14 protein-coding genes and 1 tRNA gene are annotated in these 16429 nt (G+C 65.7%); 8 read left to right on the plus strand and 7 right to left on the minus strand.

The genetic code is table 11. The features are described 5' to 3' along the window. Positions 1–48: 48 nt before the first annotated feature. Positions 49–122: transfer RNA gene (locus M2334_RS13065), tRNA-Cys, on the minus strand. A 200-nt stretch (positions 123–322) separates the two neighbouring features. On the opposite strand from M2334_RS13065, the gene M2334_RS13070 reads away from it, so the two are divergent. The 8 genes from M2334_RS13070 (at position 323) to M2334_RS13105 (ending at position 9875) form a co-directional block, all read left to right on the plus strand. Further along, positions 323–976 (plus strand): protein-L-isoaspartate O-methyltransferase family protein, encoded by a 654-nt coding sequence (locus M2334_RS13070; RefSeq protein ID WP_264594969.1) that lies wholly within the window; start codon positions 323–325, stop codon positions 974–976. A gap of 50 nt (positions 977–1026) precedes the next feature. Beyond that, positions 1027–2445, plus strand: coding sequence for a TolC family outer membrane protein (locus M2334_RS13075; protein WP_264605652.1), 1419 nt, complete (start codon positions 1027–1029; stop codon positions 2443–2445). 23 nt (positions 2446–2468) lie between these two features. Next, positions 2469–3050, plus strand: coding sequence for a DUF2497 domain-containing protein (locus M2334_RS13080; protein ID WP_264586729.1), 582 nt, complete (start codon positions 2469–2471; stop codon positions 3048–3050). Between the two features lie 291 nt (positions 3051–3341). Next, positions 3342–6176 carry a valine--tRNA ligase gene (locus M2334_RS13085; RefSeq protein ID WP_264605653.1) on the plus strand — a complete coding sequence of 945 codons (2835 nt, stop codon included), beginning with the start codon at positions 3342–3344 and terminating at the stop codon, positions 6174–6176. A gap of 18 nt (positions 6177–6194) precedes the next feature. Continuing rightward, on the plus strand, positions 6195–7697 hold the full coding sequence (locus M2334_RS13090; RefSeq protein WP_264605654.1) for an MATE family efflux transporter: 1503 nt from the start codon (positions 6195–6197) through the stop codon (positions 7695–7697). A gap of 10 nt (positions 7698–7707) precedes the next feature. Continuing rightward, positions 7708–8460 (plus strand): SDR family oxidoreductase, encoded by a 753-nt coding sequence (locus M2334_RS13095; RefSeq protein ID WP_264605655.1) that lies wholly within the window; start codon positions 7708–7710, stop codon positions 8458–8460. A gap of 97 nt (positions 8461–8557) precedes the next feature. Further along, positions 8558–9445: a zinc metalloprotease HtpX gene (gene htpX / locus M2334_RS13100; RefSeq protein WP_264584473.1), complete on the plus strand. Its 888-nt coding sequence runs from the start codon at positions 8558–8560 to the stop codon at positions 9443–9445. Beyond that, positions 9438–9875 carry a metallopeptidase family protein gene (locus tag M2334_RS13105; RefSeq protein WP_319801348.1) on the plus strand — a complete coding sequence of 146 codons (438 nt, stop codon included), beginning with the start codon at positions 9438–9440 and terminating at the stop codon, positions 9873–9875. Before htpX ends, M2334_RS13105 begins: the two co-directional genes overlap by 8 nt. On the opposite strand, the gene M2334_RS13110 is transcribed toward M2334_RS13105, so the two are convergent. From M2334_RS13110 to M2334_RS13135, 6 genes are all read right to left on the minus strand, one after another. Continuing rightward, complete coding sequence (locus M2334_RS13110; RefSeq protein ID WP_264594976.1) at positions 9832–11166, minus strand: sensor histidine kinase; 1335 nt, start codon at positions 11164–11166, stop codon at positions 9832–9834. The genes M2334_RS13105 and M2334_RS13110 overlap by 44 nt on opposite strands. After that, positions 11163–11879, minus strand: coding sequence for a response regulator transcription factor (locus tag M2334_RS13115; RefSeq protein WP_264605656.1), 717 nt, complete (start codon positions 11877–11879; stop codon positions 11163–11165). The genes M2334_RS13110 and M2334_RS13115 overlap by 4 nt, the downstream gene beginning before the upstream one ends. Before the next feature lie 49 nt (positions 11880–11928). Beyond that, complete coding sequence (locus M2334_RS13120; RefSeq protein ID WP_264594978.1) at positions 11929–12855, minus strand: intradiol ring-cleavage dioxygenase; 927 nt, start codon at positions 12853–12855, stop codon at positions 11929–11931. A 100-nt stretch (positions 12856–12955) separates the two neighbouring features. Beyond that, positions 12956–14482 (minus strand): ATP-binding protein, encoded by a 1527-nt coding sequence (locus M2334_RS13125; protein ID WP_181561331.1) that lies wholly within the window; start codon positions 14480–14482, stop codon positions 12956–12958. Positions 14483–14721: 239 nt separating this feature from the next. Continuing rightward, the gene (locus M2334_RS13130; protein WP_413716447.1) at positions 14722–15507 is read right to left on the minus strand and encodes a TIGR02186 family protein; all 786 of its coding nucleotides are present in this window, start codon (positions 15505–15507) and stop codon (positions 14722–14724) included. Continuing rightward, positions 15504–16418, minus strand: coding sequence for a sulfite exporter TauE/SafE family protein (locus tag M2334_RS13135; RefSeq protein WP_181558917.1), 915 nt, complete (start codon positions 16416–16418; stop codon positions 15504–15506). Before M2334_RS13135 ends, M2334_RS13130 begins: the two co-directional genes overlap by 4 nt. Positions 16419–16429: the final 11 nt, after the last annotated feature.

Here is a 16429-nt window from a genome sequence, read left to right on the forward strand (position 1 = left end):
GTCTAGGGCATGTGTGTGTGTGTGTGTGTGTGTGTGTGTGTGAAGTCCTGGAGGCCCGAGCCGGAATCGAACCGGCGTATACGGATTTGCAGTCCGCTGCGTCACCACTCCGCCATCGGGCCTCGGGGGTGGTCGAGGGAGCGCGGCTAGCTCAATTCATTCGGCAACGCAACTTGCTTTGCGCCATGACGGACGGGACAGGTGCGCAGACTGCGTAGGGGCATTAAAAAACTTTTCACTGTGCGGTGCAAAAAAGCTAGAGAGGCTGGCAAAGCCAATTACTGTATTGCTCATACAATACAGCCATGTCATCAGGGAGCTTATGACCGAGCAGACTTTCAAGGCGATGCGCCGTGCGATGGTGGAAAGCCAGTTGCGCACCAGCGACGTCAACGATCCTGTGATCCTCGAAGCGATCCTCGCCGAACCGCGCGAACTTTATGTGCCGCAGGAGCGGCGCAGCGCAGCCTATATCGATCGGGCCGTGCCGCTGGCCAATGGCCGTGCGCTCAACCCGCCGCTCGCCACCGCGCGCCTGCTGGTCGAAGCCGCCCCGCGCGCGGGCGAGAAGGTGCTGCTGGTCGGCGCGGCGACCGGCTATGCGGCGGCGCTGCTGGCGCGGCTTGGCTGCATTGTGGTGGCGATCGAGGACGATGACGCGCTGTTCGCCCACGCCAAGGCCGCGCTGGCCGGTCACGCCGGCGTCACGCTGCAGCAGGGACCGCTGTCCGCCGGCTTCGCGCAAGGCGCGCCTTATGATCTGCTGTTCGTCGATGGTGCCATCGAGGAGCTGGACGAGGCGCTCATTGCGCAATTGCGCATCGGTGGCCGCGCGGTGTTCGCCCGGCTGGAGCGCGGCGTGACGCGCCTGTGCATTGGCACGCGCACCACCGGCGGCTTTGGCGCACGCGCCTTCGTGGACTGGGAGGCCGTGCCCCTGCCCGGTTTCGCCCGGCCCAAGACCTTCACATTCTGACCCGGAAGCCTCGACCGCTTATGCTCATCCGCCGGACCAAGCCCCTCGCGATGCTCGCCGCTCTGCTGAGCACCAGCACCCTCCCCGCCCAGGCCGAGACGCTGCAGGAAGCGCTGGCCGCGGCCTATCGCGACAATCCGACGCTGACCGCGGCGCGGGCGGGCCAGCGGGCGACGGACGAGAATTTCAACATCCAGAAGGCCAATGGCCTGCCGGACGTGGGCGTCTCCTCCACCTATAACGAGTTCGCCCATGAGCGCCCGCTCAATCCGCTGGCGCCCTCCCGCTCGCTCACGACGCTGCTGAGCGTGAGCGTGCCGGTCTATTCCGGCGGCCGGGTGCGCAATGCGCTGGCTGGCGCCCGCGAGCGGATCGAGGCCGGGCAATATGATCTGCGCGCCACGGAGCTCTCCATCTTCTCGCAGGTGGTGGCGGCCTATATGGACGTGATCCGCGCGGAGTCCGTCGTAGGCCTCAGCCGCAACAATGTGCAGGTGCTCGAGGTCAATCTGCGGGCGACCAACAATCGCTTCCAGGTCGGCGATCTCACCCGCACGGACGTCGCCCAGTCCGAGTCGCGCCTTTCGCTGGCCCGCGCGGACATGCAGACGGCCGAAGCCTCGCTGATCGAGGCGCGCGAGCGCTATATCCAGCTGGTCGGCCACGAGCCGGTCGACCTGCAGACCCCGCCGCAATTGCCCGGCCTGCCCGCGACGCCCGACGAAGCCGTCGATGTCGCCATGGCCCAGAATCCCGATCTGCTGGCGGCCCGCAACATCCGCGAAGCCGCGGCCTATGACGTGCGCGTCGCCAAGGGCCAGCGGCTGCCGACGGTCTCTGCCTTCGCCAGCGGCCAGCATTATACCGATCTCGCCTCCCGCGGCGGCGCCAACGAGGCGCAGGACAGCGGCCAGGTGATCGTCGGCGCCCGCCTTTCCATGCCGCTCTATCAGGGCGGCCGGCCCGGGGCGCAGGTCCGCCAAAGCCAGGCCTATCAGCAGCAGGCAATGGAAACCGAGACCGCCGTCGAGCGCAGCGTGATCGCGCAGACCCGCTCGCTCTATTCGAGCTGGCAGGCGAGCAATGAAGTGATCGCCTCCAATCGCGTGGCGGTGGATGCCAGTGGCCTCTCGCTGCGCGGCGTGCGCGCCGAAAACAGCGTGGGCACCCGCACCATCCTCGATATCCTGAACGCTGAGCAGGAAAGCTTCATCGCCAGCGTCCAGCTCGTGACGGCAGAGCGCAATGCCTATGTCGCGGCGTTCTCGCTGCTGGCCGCGATGGGCCGGATCAACCCGACGGACTTCGGCATCGCACCCGAGCAGGTGATCAACCCCGCCGACAACTTCCAGCGCGTGAAGGGCAAGTGGTTCGACTGGGACGATGACGCCAAGCCGGCTCCCATTTCGTCCCGCACGGTTGACTCTGCCGCCCAAAACGCGACAGTAAACGCTTCAGACACCAACTGAGCGCAGGAACCATGATGGGGGCGATGCAGAACGAGCCGTCGATGGAGGAAATTCTCTCTTCCATCAAACGGATCATCGCCGAGGAGGACGGCCTTTCCGCGACACCGCGCGTGCCGCGCCGGGCCGCCATGGCGAACGTGAGCGCCAGCCTGGATGACCAGATTCTGGAGCTGACGGACGCGCTGCCCGGCGACAATGCCGACGGGGCCGAGAGCGACGACTCGCATGAGGAGCCGATGATGAGCGCCCCCGCCAAGCCCGCCCCGGCCCCTGTGGAGCAGAAAGCCGAGCCGAAGAGCGCCGAGTCTAAAAGCAAAGCCGCCGCCAAGCCGCGCGCCGCTGTGGCGTCCGCCGATGGCGCACCGGCTGTTTCCGCGCCGGCCTCCACGCTCGTCTCGGACGAGAAGGCCCGCGCCGCCCGCGATTCGCTGGTCAATCTGTCCCGCCTGCTCATCAGCCCGGAAGACAGCCAGCCCAATACGGTCGAGGGCCTCGTCCGCGAGATGCTGCGCCCCATGCTCAAGGAATGGCTGGACGAGAACCTGCCCGGCATGGTCGAAGCGATGGTGAAGCGCGAGATCGACCGGATCACCGGCCGAGTATGATGGCCGGGCCGCGGCCCTCCATCGCAGCGGTTCGGCAGATTTGAGCGCGACAGTTCCGGCTCGCAACATCAGATAAGCATCTGAGCGTCACCGGACGAATGCATTCCCTTTCGGATGGAACGACCAGTGCTCCTGCGAAGGCAGGAGCCCAGGGCGCATCAGACCGCCCTTCCCCGCCCTGGACTCCCGCTTTCGCGGGAGAACAACGTATGCGAGGTGGCGCAACGCCGCCCTCCTCTCCCCCCGCGCACCCACTGGCGCGGCGCGGCAAGACTGATTAAGGCCCCAGCCATGACGAACACGCCCATCACCGAGCTTGCAAAGACCTTCGATCCCGCCGCGATCGAGGCGAAATGGTATCCGCATTGGGAGCAGACCGGCCAGTTCCGCCCGGCCCGCCCGGATGCGCAGCCCTTCACCATCGTCAATCCGCCGCCGAACGTCACCGGCAGCCTGCACATCGGCCACGCGCTCGACAACACGCTGCAGGACATCGTGATCCGTTACGAGCGGCTGCGCGGTAAGGATGCGCTGTGGGTGGTCGGCACCGACCATGCCGGCATCGCCACGCAGATGGTGGTCGAGCGGCAGATGAACGCGAAGGGCGAGAAGCGCACCGATTATACCCGCGAGGGCTTTGTCGAGAAGGTGTGGGAATGGAAGCATGAGAGCGGCGGGACGATCACCGGCCAGCTCCGGCGCCTGGGCTGCTCGATGGACTGGAGCCGCGAGCAATTCACCATGGACCCGCATTTCACTCGCGCCGTGGTGAAGGTGTTCGTCGATCTCTACAATCAGGGCTTGCTCTATCGCGACAAAAGGCTGGTGAACTGGGACCCGGGCCTCAAGACCGCGATCAGCGACCTTGAGGTCGAGACGCGCGAGGTGAAGGGCGGATTCTGGCACTTCAAATATCCGCTTGCCGATGGCGTGCGCCTCGATGGGCCCGGCGTTGAGGGCCAGGACTATATCGAGGTGGCGACCACCCGCCCCGAGACGATGCTGGCGGATATGGCCGTGGCGGTGAACCCGGATGATGCGCGCTACCAGTCCGTCATCGGCAAGCATGTCATCCTGCCGATCACCGGTCGGCGCGTCCCTATCGTCGCCGACGAGCATGCCGATCCGGAACTGGGCTCGGGCGCGGTGAAGATCACGCCCGGCCATGATTTCAACGACTTCGAGGTCGGCAAGCGCGCCGGCATCGCGCCCGCGCAGATGCTCAACATGCTCGATGCGCACGCGAATATCGTCCAGACGGCCGACGGCCTCGTCCCCGCCGACTTCATCGGGCTGGAGCGCTTCGAGGCGCGCAAGCTGGTGGTGGAGCAGCTGAAGGCGCTGGGCCTCCTCATCCCCCATGTCACCCGCGACAAGGAGGGCAACGAGACCGAGCACGACGCCGAACCGCGCACGATCCAGACGCCCTATGGCGACCGCTCCGGCGTGGTCATCGAGCCGTGGCTCACCGACCAATGGTATGTCGATGCCGCGACGCTGGCCAAGCCCGCCATCGAGGCGGTGCGCTCGGGCGCCATCGAGATCGTCCCGAAGAGCTGGGAGAAGACCTACTTTAACTGGATGGAGAACATCCAGCCTTGGTGCGTGAGCCGGCAGTTGTGGTGGGGGCACCGGATTCCGGCTTGGTTTGACGAGGATGGCAATGTCTTCGTCGCCGAGACCGAGGAAGAGGCGCAGGCCAAGGCCGGCAATCGCAAACTGACCCGCGATGAAGATGTGCTCGACACGTGGTTCTCCTCCGCGCTGTGGCCGTTCGCGACGCTGGGTTGGCCGGAAGGAACCCCCTCTCCCCTTGAGGGAGAGGGAGGAGCGCCTTCAGGCGCGGAGGGAGAGGGGTCCGCCGCGAACGCGGCGGCTAACGCCGCCGACCCCTCTCCCAACCCTCTCCCTCAAGGGGAGAGGGCTTCGTCCCTTCTCGCCAAACACTACCCCAACGACCTCCTCATCTCCGGCTTCGACATCCTTTTCTTCTGGGATGCGCGCATGGCGATGCAGGGCATTCATTTCATGAAGGAGGTGCCGTGGAAGCGGCTGTACCTCCATGGCCTGGTGCGCGCGGCGGATGGGCAGAAAATGTCCAAGTCCAAGGGCAATGTGGTCGATCCGCTCGGGCTCATCGACCAATATGGCGCCGATGCGCTGCGCTTCTTCATGGCGGCCATGGAGAGCCAGGGCCGCGACGTGAAGATGGATGAGAAGCGCGTCGAGGGCTATCGCAACTTCGCCACCAAGCTGTGGAACGCGGTGCGCTTCGCCCAATCCAACGGCATCGGCGCGAGCGAGAGCATTGCCGCACCCGCCGCCACGCTGGCGGTCAACAAGTGGATCATCGGCGAAGTCGTCAGCACCGTCGCCGAGCTGGACAAGGCGCTGGCGGACCTGCGCTTCGATGCTGCCGCCAATGCCATCTACCATTTCGTGTGGGATCAGTTCTGCGATTGGTATCTGGAGCTGATCAAAGGCAATATCGACGCGGAAACCAAGGCCGTCGCCGGCTGGGTGATCGACCAGATCCTCGTCATGCTCCACCCGTTCATGCCGTTCATCACCGAGGAGCTGTGGCATGCGCAGGGCACGCGGCCCTATGACCTGATCGTGGCGCAATGGCCGGCACCTGCCGCGCAGGTGGATGCGCAGGCCAGCGCGGAGATCGACTGGCTGATCCGCATGGTGAGCGAAATCCGCACCGCCCGCGCCGAACTGGGCGTGCCGCCGGGCGCCAAGCTCACGGCCATCGTGAACGAGGCCAATCCGCAGACGCGCGGCCGTGTCGAGCGGCTCACCCCCGCCCTCTCTCGCCTCGCGCGCATCGAGACCTGGCAGTTCGATGACGAGGCGAGCGGCGGCGCGGCACAGGTGGTCGTGGACGAAGCGACCGTCGTCCTCCCGCTCGAAGGCGTCATCGACATCGAGGCCGAACGCGCTCGGTTGACAAAGTCCCTTCATGCCGCGCAGAAGGAGGCCAAGTCGCTCGAGGGGCGCCTCGCCAACCCGGCATTTGTCGAGAAGGCCAAGCCCGAAGCGGTCGAGAAGGCGCGTGCCGACCATGCCGAGAAAGTCGCGGAATTCCAGCGTCTGGAGGCTGCTCTGACGCGTCTTGGATAAGGACGTGGGCACAAAGCGATGAGCGAGACTCCATCATGGGACGATTCGGGGGAGCGGCGCCCAGCCGCAGACCCCGAGGCGGAGGCGCTGGTCGAGGATAGTGGCCTCGTGCCCGGTCCGCGGCACATCCGTGGCGGGCGGGATCTGACGAGCGGGCCGATTTTCGGCACGCTGGTGCTCTTCACCCTGCCGACGCTCGCTTCCAACATCCTCCACACGCTCAACGGCTCGATCAACTCGATCTGGGTTGCGCATTTCCTGGGCGAAGCGGCACTCGCCGCCACCGCAAATGCGAACATCATCATGTTCCTGATGTTCTCGCTGATCTTCGGCTTCGGCATGGCGGCCAATGTGGTCGTCGGCCAGGCCTTCGGGCGCGGCGACCTGCGGGCCGCGCGCCACGCTTTCGGCTCGGCGATCGGCTTCTGCCTCGGCATGGCGTTCGTCATCGCCATTGGAGGCTTCCTGTGGTCGGACCGCATCCTCGCCTTGCTCTCCACGCCGCCGGAGGTCTTCCGCCTTGCCCGCGCCTATCTGCACTTCGTCTTCCTCGGCCTGCCCGGTGCGATGATGTTCGTGATGCTGATGATGGGCCTGCGCGGCAGCGGCGATTCCATGACGCCCTTGTGGTTCATGATCCTCACGGTCTTGCTGGATATCCTGCTCAACCCGGTGTTCATCCTCGGCCTTGGCCCGGCGCCGGAAATGGGGATCGCCGGCTCGGCCTTCGCCACCGCCGTCGCCAATTACGGCGGGCTCTCGGCGATGATCGCCTATATCTACTGGCGCGACCTGCCGCTGCGGTTGCGCGGGGCTGAGTGGGGCTATCTCAAGCCCGACTGGGCGCTGCTGCGCATCGTCGCCGGGCGCGGCGTGCCGATGGGGCTTCAGATGGTGATCTTCTCGCTCTCCACGCTGGTCGTCATCGGCTTCGTCAACCGCGAGGGCACGACCACCGTCGCAGCCTTCGCCGCAGCCCAACAATTGTGGAACTACATCCAGATGCCGGCCATGGCGGTCGGCGGCGCGGTTTCCGCCATTGCCGCCCAGAATATCGGCGCGGGCAAGTGGGACCGGGTGGAGCGCACCACGCTGGTTGCCGTGGGCGTCAATCTGGCGATGACCGGCAGCCTCATCATGCTCGTCATGCTGTTCACGCGGCCCATCCTCGCCCTGTTCCTGGAAGGCGGCGGCGATGCCATCGAGATCGGCCGCCACATGATGAACATCGTCAACTGGAGCTTCCTGCTGTTCAGCGTGACCACGGTCATGTTCGGCACGATGCGCGCCAACGGCGTAGTGCTGGCGCCGCTGTTCATCCTCACCTTCTCGCTGTTCCTGGTGCGGATCGGCTTCTACTTTGCCAGCTATCCCTATCTCGGCGCGGATGGGCTGTGGTGGAGCTTCAACGCCTCCGCGGCCGTCTCCTTGATGCTCGGCTGGGCCTATTATCGCTGGGCGCGCTGGCGGGAGGCGAGCCTGGGGATGCCGGGCAGCGCGCCGGTTCACAGCGCAGGGTGAGGGCAACGATATGATGCGCGTTCTGGTCACCGGCGGCGCAGGCGGCATCGGCCTCGCCATCGCCCGGCGCTTCCATGCCGAGGGGCATCGCGTGCTGATCGGCGATGTGGACCGGGACGCCATCGACAAGGCCCTTGCCGCGCACCCCGGCATGGCCGGCGCGCGGTGCGATGTGTCACAGGTCGCCGAGATCGACAGCCTGTTTGAAGCTGTCTCCGCGCATCTGGGCGGGCTGGACGTGCTGGTGAACAATGTCGGCATCGGCGGACCCACGGCACCGGCGGACGAGTTGCCCAGCGCGGACTGGCGCGCGGTGATGGACATCAACCTCACCGGCACGTTCGAGGTCACCCAGCGGGCCATTCCGTTGCTCAAGGCCAGCGCCGGGACGATCATCACCCTGTCCTCCGCCGCCGGGCGCTATGGCTATCCCAACCGCATTGCCTATGCGACGAGCAAGTGGGGCCTCATTGGCTTCACCAAGACACTCGCGATGGAACTCGGGCCGTTCGACGTGACGGCCAACGCCATCCTGCCCGGCGCAGTCGGCGGCGAGCGGTTCGACCGGGTGATCGCGGGTCGTGCGACCGTCAGCGGGCGCAGCGTGGCGGAGGAAACCGCGCTCGGCCTTGCATCGCAATCGCTCAAGCGCATCGTGCCGCCCGAACATGTCGCCGATCTGGCGCTGTTCCTCACGACGCCGGCCGGGCGCTCCATCTCCGGCGCGGCGCTGCCCATCGACTGCGATCTCCAGCACGGCTGAGCGCCAAATCCACCTCGGCTCCCATTGCGGCCAAACACCGGTCCACCTACATATTGGCAAGGTCTTTTCCGGGTTTTTCCTCAGGGAGTTGAAGACGTTGAATATGATGAAGACGGCCATGCTGCTGGCAGCGCTCACCGCGCTGTTCATGGCTCTGGGTTATATGTTCGGCGGCACAGGCGGCGCGATGATCGCGCTGCTGGTCGCGGCGGGCATGAACCTGTTCACATATTGGAATGCGGACAAGATCGTCCTGCGCATGCACAATGCGCGTGAGGTCGACATGGCTTCCGCGCCGGATTTCTACGGCATGGTGCGCGATCTCGCCCGCAATGCCGGCCTGCCGATGCCGCGCGTCTATATCGTGGAGGATCCTAGCCCCAATGCTTTCGCGACGGGCCGCAATCCGCAGAATGCCGCCGTGGCGGCCACGACCGGCCTGCTGCACATGCTGGACCGCGATGAAGTCGCCGCCGTGATGGCGCATGAGCTCGGCCATGTCCGCAATCGCGATACGCTGGTGATGACCATGGTCGCGACCATTGCCGGCGCTATCTCGATGATCGCCAATTTCGCGCTGTTTTTCCGGGGCGGCAATGGCAATGGCGGCAACCCGCTCGCGGCGATCCTCGCCGTGCTGGTCGCGCCCTTTGCGGCGATGATCGTGCAGATGGCGATCAGCCGCACGCGCGAATATGGCGCGGACAAGGCCGGTGCGGAGATCAGTGGCAATCCCCATGCGCTGGCGTCTGCCCTTGCCAAGATCGCCGGCGCGGCGCAGCGCCGCCCAACGCAGGCGGTGGCGCAGAACCCGGCAGCGGCGCAGCTCTACATCGTGCCGACCAGCGTCTCCGAGCTGTTCTCGACCCACCCCAAGACCGAGAAGCGGATCGCCGCGCTGCAGGCCATGGGGCCGGGCAGCAGCGCGCGCCCGGCGGCCGTCCGTCGTGGGCGCTCGGCGCTGGACCCGCTCGCGCGTGACTGAACCCCTGCGCCATGCGCCCGACGCCGCCGTGCTGGAGCGCCTGGCGCGTCAGGCCATTGCGGCAATGCCGGCGCTGTTTCGGCAGCATCTCGATGGCATTGCGATCCAGATCGAGGAGTTCGCCGAGCAGGATGTGCTCGATGAGCTGGGCATCGAAGACCCCTGGGAGCTGACCGGGCTTTATCAGGGCCATGCCTTGACCGAGCAGAGCATCTGGTCATCCGGCGATCTGCCGCCGATCATCCGCCTCTACCGCCGCCCGCTGCTGGAAGAATGGGTGGATAGCGGCGTCGCGCTGGATGCGCTGATCGCCCATGTGATCGTTCACGAGGTGGGCCACCATTTCGGCTTTTCTGACGATGATATGCACGCGATCGAGCAAAGCGTCACGCCGGAGTCGGAGCCTGCCATTCCGAAGCGGGGAGCGTAAGGACGAAGCTGGCACCGCCCTGCGGGCGCGTCCGGGCCACCAGCGTCCCGCCATGCGCTTCGGCAATGGAGCGCCCGACGGCAAGGCCAAGACCGACGCCAGCGGTTTCGCGGCTACGGGAGGTTTCGACGCGGAAGAATGGCTCGAACAGCCTTTCCTGCAGGGCCGGAGGGAAGCCAGGGCCATCATCCGCAACGGTGAGAACGATCTCGCCATGCGCCTCCACGATCGTGATGAAGCCGCCGCCCGCATAGCGCTGGGCATTGGCGACCAGGTTGCCGATGAGGCGCTGAATCGCGAGACGGTCCCCCCATATCCAGGCGGCCGCAGGCGCTTCCGCCAGAACCAGCGCGGGGCCGGTGGTGCTGCGATCCACCACATCGCGCGCGACGGCTGCGATATTCACCAGCCCGGTCTCGAGCTGCCCCGTTCCCTTGGCATAAGCCAGAATGCTGGCAATCAGAGCCGCCAGTTCGGCTAAATCCTTCTCGGCGTCGGCGCGGATATCCTTGGGCAATCTGGCGACGCGAAACTCCAGGCGGGCCAACGGGCTTGCCATGTCATGCGCGATCGCCGCGAGCATCATGGTGCGGCTTTCCACCAGATCCGCGAACCGATCCCGCATGGCCGCTATGGTGGTCGCCAGCTGGGCAATCTCGGGCGGGCCATCCACGAAAATGGGGCTACGCTTGCCCTCGACATAAGCCTGGTCGGCTTGTTGGGCGAGCCGGTGGAGTGGCGCTACGATCCCGCGTCCCATCAGCGCAGCGCCAATCCCAAGAACGATCGCAACGACAATCGTGACGAGAAGCACAGTGCGATGCCAGGCCGTGAACACCGGCTGCGGCGCACTGCGGACGATCTGCCACCCCCCGGTATCGTCCCGCACGGCGGCGGAGAACGATCCGAACAACGCGCTCGGCGCGGGCGCGGCCCGATGTCCTCCTGCAGGCCCGGCTGCGATTTCGCTTGCCAGCCTGACGTGCGACGGCGGGAGGTTCATGATGCTGGCCAGCTGCGCCTCGTAGCGCTCGTTCCGCTGCTCGTCCGCACGCGGCGTGAACGAGGCAGCGGTCTCGCGCGGCATGAGGCCCGAATCCCTCTCCAATGTCGGACGCCCGGCGAGGGTAGCCGCTAGCTCGATGAGCTGCACAGGCGCTGCCCGTGGGGGCGGGCCGATGAAAGTGGTGAGGAAATTGGCCATCGTCGAGAGCAGCAACGCCCCGAAGAGGAGAACGCCAAGCTGCCGGGAAATGCTCCAGCGTGCAAGACCAGATAGGCGCACGGTCACGACCGCCGCACGAGCAGATAGCCTTCGCCCCGGACCGTGCGGATCAGCTCCGACGCATCGTGCTCCGCAAGCTTCGCGCGCAGGCGGGAGATGCCGACATCGACGGCCCGGTCATAGAACTCGGCATCCGCCCCGTGGACATCAAACATCAGCGTATCGCGGCTGACCACCCGCCCCGGTCGCCTGAGCAGGGCGAGGAGCAGCCGATATTCGTTGGTCGTCAGTTCAACAGTTGTGCCGTCGGGCGAAACCAGTCCATAGCTTGCGGGCAGGGCCACCCAGCCATCAAACCGGATCGCCTGGACCTCCTCTTCTTCCGGCCCGCGTCCCGCAGTCCTGCGACGCAGCACCGCACGCACGCGGGCAAGCAGTTCCCGGGGATTGACCGGCTTTGCGATATAGTCGTCCGCACCCAGTTCCAGTCCAAGAATTCTGTCGACATCGGAGGCCATGGCGGAGAGCATCAGGATGGCTGGCCGATCGGCCTTCCCCGCGATGTCCTTGAGGACAGAAAGACCATCCTCGACAGGCATCATCACGTCGAGGATGATGGCATCCGGTCGGTCAGTGCCCAGCAACAGTCGCAGTTCAGCACCGCTTCCCACAGCGCTGACCCGCAGCTCATGCGCCTCGAGATATTCACAGATCAGCGTGCGCAGCTCAGCGTCATCGTCAAGCACGACCACATGCTTGCGCTCGCCGGAGTCATTCATCGATCACGTTCCCCGTGCGCTTCAGAACCCGGAATCTCCCACCGGCGGGTCAGGTTGCAATGCCGATGGTCGCGGTCGCTGCATAGCCGTTACTCGTATCCCCGGTCATGGCGAGAGTCATCACTGCCATCTGCGCCGACGAATTGTCGCCGAACACATTGTCGTTGGCAATCGACGCACTGTTATAGGCCGATCGGCTACTTGCGTAGGTCGACGTTGCATAGACTTCCGCGCATTGCGTCGCCGGGAGGGCAAATTGCGAAATCAGCACGGCATACCGCCCGCTGGTTGCATTGGACAAACTGGAAAACACTTCAAAATGGATGTGCGGATAGCGTCCGTTGTAACAGCCGGGGAAGATGGTGGTGAATGTCACCTGCCCATTGGCATCCGAAACCTGAATGCCGCGCAGATAGCTTTCCGCCGGAAGATCATACAGGGAATAATCGCCGCTGCGATCACAATGCCACATGTACACGGCGTAACCTGCAAGGGGCGCGCAGCTGTTATTGGCATTCACCAGGGTGATGGTCACATCCATGCGAATCCCGGTCGCCACTGTGGTTGACGACCCCGCAAAGCTTGAGCGGATGTCCTGCCGAACTGCGCCTGTATAGGTCAGCACGTTGGAGGTCACCCCCGAAGAGGTGTTGGTCCCGTCGGCGGGATAAGGCCCGTTGGTCTCGGTTGCCGGGACCGTGCAGGTGCCCGACGATGTGGGGGTCGGCGTGGGCGTGGGCGTCGGAGTCGGTGTTGGCGTCGGCGTGGCGATCGTGGTCGTGCTTGCCGCGCCGCTGCTGCTGCTGTCACTGCCGCAACCGACCAGCAGCGCCGTGCTGCCCGCGCCGCCGAGCCACAGCAACGCGCGCCGTCGACCGACCTCAAGCTTACGGATGGCGACCAGATCGTGGGCGAGCCCGTGATCGTGATTGTTGTCTTGCCGCGCCAATTCCGGCGCCTGGTCCTTGTCAATCATGCAGCAGCTCCTGGGAGTGGAAGTGCCGCGCTACCCCAGAAGCAATTCAGCCGGATTTCGGTATATTACGAAATATTTCAGCGCAGGCCGCGCCGCCCGCTCAGCGGCCCTGATTGCGCCAGCGGTTGATCGTGCGCTCGAGGATTTCCTCCTCGCCGCCGGTCTGGCGCCACAGGTCGGAGAAGACCGGGTCCGCCGATGCCGGGCGGCGGGCGGCTTCGAGATCATCGAAGGCGACGCGGATCGGCACGGTGACGCCCTCGCCGCAGACGATGCACTCGCGGTTGCGCAGGGCCGGGATCGAATCGAGAAAGCCGCGCGAGCCCTCCGGCATCGCTGCCTTCACGAACTGCTGATCGCGCTCGTTGTTGAGGCGCATGGCGATCAGCGTGCCGCATTGCGAGAGCACGCCCTCGGCAAGATCGGACGGGCGCTGCGTGATCAGCCCCAGCGACACGCCATATTTGCGCCCTTCCTTGGCGATCCGCTCGAGGATCTTGCGCACGCTCTGCCCGGCCTCGATGTTGCTGGAGGGGATGTAGCGATGGGCTTCCTCGCAGACGAGCAGGATCGGCTTCTGCTCCTCGTCGCGCGCCCAGATGGCGAAATCGAAGATCAGCCGCGCCAGCACGGAGACGACGACATGGGTGATCTCGGACGGCATGGCCGAGGTATCGACAATGGAAATCGGCTTGCCCATCGCCGGCAGGCGGAACAGCTTGGCGAGGAAATTCTGCATCGAATCCGCCACCAGCATGCCGGAAAACATGAAGCTGAAGCGCGGGTCCGCCTTGATCTCGTCCAGCCGGGTGCGCAGGCGCAGATAGGGCAGCGAGTTAGTGCTCTTGTCGAGCTTGCCCATCTCATTGGCGAGGATCGCCGCGAGATCGGAGAGCAGATAGGGCACCGGAGAATCGACCGTCAGCCGCCCGATGCCTTCCGCCAACCGGCTGCGGCCGCGCGCGGCGAGCAGGCACTTGGCGAGAATATCGCAATCCTGCGCGCGCTCGGGGCCCTTGGAAGTGACGAGCACTTCGCAATGCTCCTCGAAGTTCATCAGCCAATAGGGCAGTTCGAGATTGCTGGTATCGTAGACCGCGCCATTGCCGGCGAAGGCGGCGCCATATTCGCCATGCGGATCGATCATCACGATATGGCCCTGCGGCGCCATGTCGCAGATGCGGTGCAGGATGAGCGCGGCGGAAGTGGACTTGCCGGTACCGGTGGAGCCGAGCAACGCGAAATGCTTGCCGAGCAGCGCATCGACCAGCAGCGAGGCGCGGGTGTTCGCGGTGGGGTACACCGTGCCGATCTCGATCCGCGCCTGATCATGGGCGGAATAGATTTCCAGCATATCCGGGCTGGAGACGGGATAGATGGGCGTGCCGGGCACCGGGAAGCGCGTGACGCCACGGCGGAAGCGGAAGATGCGCCCGGTCAGTTGCTCCTGATCGCCCTCCCCCACAAAGTCGATATCGGCGAGGATGTGCGTCGCGGAGCGGGAATCGAGCGCCAGCGTGCGCACCGTCGCGACGATCCAGCAGGCGCCGACCCGCATCTTGAGCTGGCTGCCGACCTGCCCGCCCATGGCGATGCTGGGGTCGCTCTCCCCGGCCAGTCGCTCCATGGCGGCGATGTCGAGCAGGATCTTGGCCGAGCCGCCGGATATCGCGGAGATGACGCCGATCTCGATATCCGAGAAATGCGGCCGCACGCCGGGCTGCGCCACGGCATCGACCGGCACCGGCTGGCCATCCAGATCCCTGCCAGAAAAATAGTTCACCGCGTCGCTCCCACCTGTGGCCAGGATGCAGGGCGTATCGAATATGCGTAAACAAATGCCTGCGCCGTGGGCGCCGCTTGGGCTCAGCGCATTTTCACGCGACCCGCGACGAAGCCGGCGAACATGCCCATAGCGAGCGCCGAGAAGACGGCGACCAGACCATAAGCCACGCCATGCTCCTGCGCGAAGACGCCGATGTCGCGCTCAAAGCCGGTCTTGTGGACCTCGATCTCGCGCACCGCGGCGGCGAGCACGCGGCCATTCTGCACCAGAAACGTCTCGGCGGTGTAGGTGCCGGTGACCACCCGGGCGGAGAGCGGCAGGCGCGCGCGGTACAGCACGCCATCGGTGATCTCGACCGCCTTGGGCGCCTCCAGATACAGCCCGCTGCGCGCGCGCAGATCATTGAGGCCGCTGGCGAACCGGCCGATCTCCTCGGTATCGCTGAAGGACGCGGGCGAGAGCTGCAGCTTGCTCAGCCCCAGCTCGTAGATCGCGGCCGTACGTTCATCGACGATCTGGTCGATGGGGCGCGAGGACGCCACGGCATAGAAGCTCGGCGCCGAGCGGAAGGCGATGCTGTCGGCATTGACCCACATGCCGGCGAGCTTGCGCTTCTCGCGCACGGTGATCGCCTGGCTCGGGCCCTTGAGCACGACGATGATGTCGACCGGCTCCTCCGGTACGCGCCCACCGGGATAGAGGATCGCGCCGAACAGCAGCAATTCCGCGCCGGTGAAGCTGAACTGGATCTCGACGGTGCGTTGAGAGACATCCGGCACCAGCTGCGGCGCGGCCCGCTGCGCGCTCGCCGGGGCGCCGCCCAGCAGCGCCAGCGCCACCACCCAGGGGGCGATGCGGGTGATCACTGGACAACCACCGAGTAGATCTCGTCCGGCCGCCAGCCAAGGCCCAGCGCCATGCGGATGGCGATGACCAAAGCGATGAAGGCCAGCGCGACGCGCAGATATTCCGGCCGCGCTCGCATCGAGATGCGGCTGCCGATCTGCGCGCCGGTCACGCTGCCGATGAGCAGCAGGAAGGCGAGGACGAGGTCCACCGCATGGGTGGTGGTGGCGTGGACCATCGTCGTGAACATCGTCACGAACAGGATCTGGAACAGCGACGTGCCGATGACGATCTGCGTCGACATGCCAAGAATGTAGAGCATCGCGGGCACGAGGATGAAGCCGCCGCCCACGCCCATCAACATGGTCATGATGCCCGAGAAGATGCCGAGCAGCAGCGGCGCCAGCGGCGAAATGTAAAGGCCCGAAGCATAGAAACGCCAGCGCAGCGGCAGCGCCGCCACCAGCGGGTGGTGCCGCCGCTTGCGCGCGGCCTGCCGCTGCCCGCGCCGCGCCATCACCAGCGCATGGATCGATTCCCGCGCCATCAGCATGCCGATCGAGCCGAGCATCAGCACGTAGAGCACGGCAATGGTGGTATCGATCTGGCCCATCCGCTCCAGCACGCGATAGATCACCGCGCCCAGCGCCGCGCCGATGGCACCGCCGACGACGAGGACGGCGCTCATCTTGAGATCGACCGTCTTGCGGCCGAGATGGCTGAACACGCTGGAAACGCTCGCGCCCATCACCTGCGTGGCGGAGGATGCGGCGGAGACGGTCGGCGGGATGCCGTAGAAGATCAGCAAGGGCGTGGTGAGAAATCCGCCGCCCACGCCGAACATGCCCGAGAGCAGGCCGACAAGGCCGCCCAGGCCGATGATGACCAGGGCGTTCACCGACAGGTTGGCGATCGGCAGATAGATGTCCATGTCGCCCTCGG

Source organism: Sphingobium sp. B11D3D, assembly GCF_025961755.1.
Lineage (GTDB): Bacteria > Pseudomonadota > Alphaproteobacteria > Sphingomonadales > Sphingomonadaceae > Sphingobium.

Bases quoted from the DNA above. Each gene is read 5' to 3' on its own strand.
- M2334_RS13070 (WP_264594969.1), top strand. From the start codon at position 323: ATGACCGAGCAGACTTTCAAGGCGATGCGCCGTGCGATGGTGGAAAGC.
- M2334_RS13075 (WP_264605652.1), top strand. From the start codon at position 1,027: ATGCTCGCCGCTCTGCTGAGCACCAGCACCCTCCCCGCCCAGGCCGAG.
- M2334_RS13080 (WP_264586729.1), top strand. From the start codon at position 2,469: ATGCAGAACGAGCCGTCGATGGAGGAAATTCTCTCTTCCATCAAACGG.
- M2334_RS13085 (WP_264605653.1), top strand. From the start codon at position 3,342: ATGACGAACACGCCCATCACCGAGCTTGCAAAGACCTTCGATCCCGCC.
- M2334_RS13090 (WP_264605654.1), top strand. From the start codon at position 6,195: ATGAGCGAGACTCCATCATGGGACGATTCGGGGGAGCGGCGCCCAGCC.
- M2334_RS13095 (WP_264605655.1), top strand. From the start codon at position 7,708: ATGATGCGCGTTCTGGTCACCGGCGGCGCAGGCGGCATCGGCCTCGCC.
- M2334_RS13115 (WP_264605656.1), bottom strand. From the start codon at position 11,879: ATGAATGACTCCGGCGAGCGCAAGCATGTGGTCGTGCTTGACGATGAC.
- M2334_RS13120 (WP_264594978.1), bottom strand. From the start codon at position 12,855: ATGATTGACAAGGACCAGGCGCCGGAATTGGCGCGGCAAGACAACAAT.
- M2334_RS13125 (WP_181561331.1), bottom strand. From the start codon at position 14,482: ATGGAGCGACTGGCCGGGGAGAGCGACCCCAGCATCGCCATGGGCGGG.
- M2334_RS13135 (WP_181558917.1), bottom strand. From the start codon at position 16,418: ATGGACATCTATCTGCCGATCGCCAACCTGTCGGTGAACGCCCTGGTC.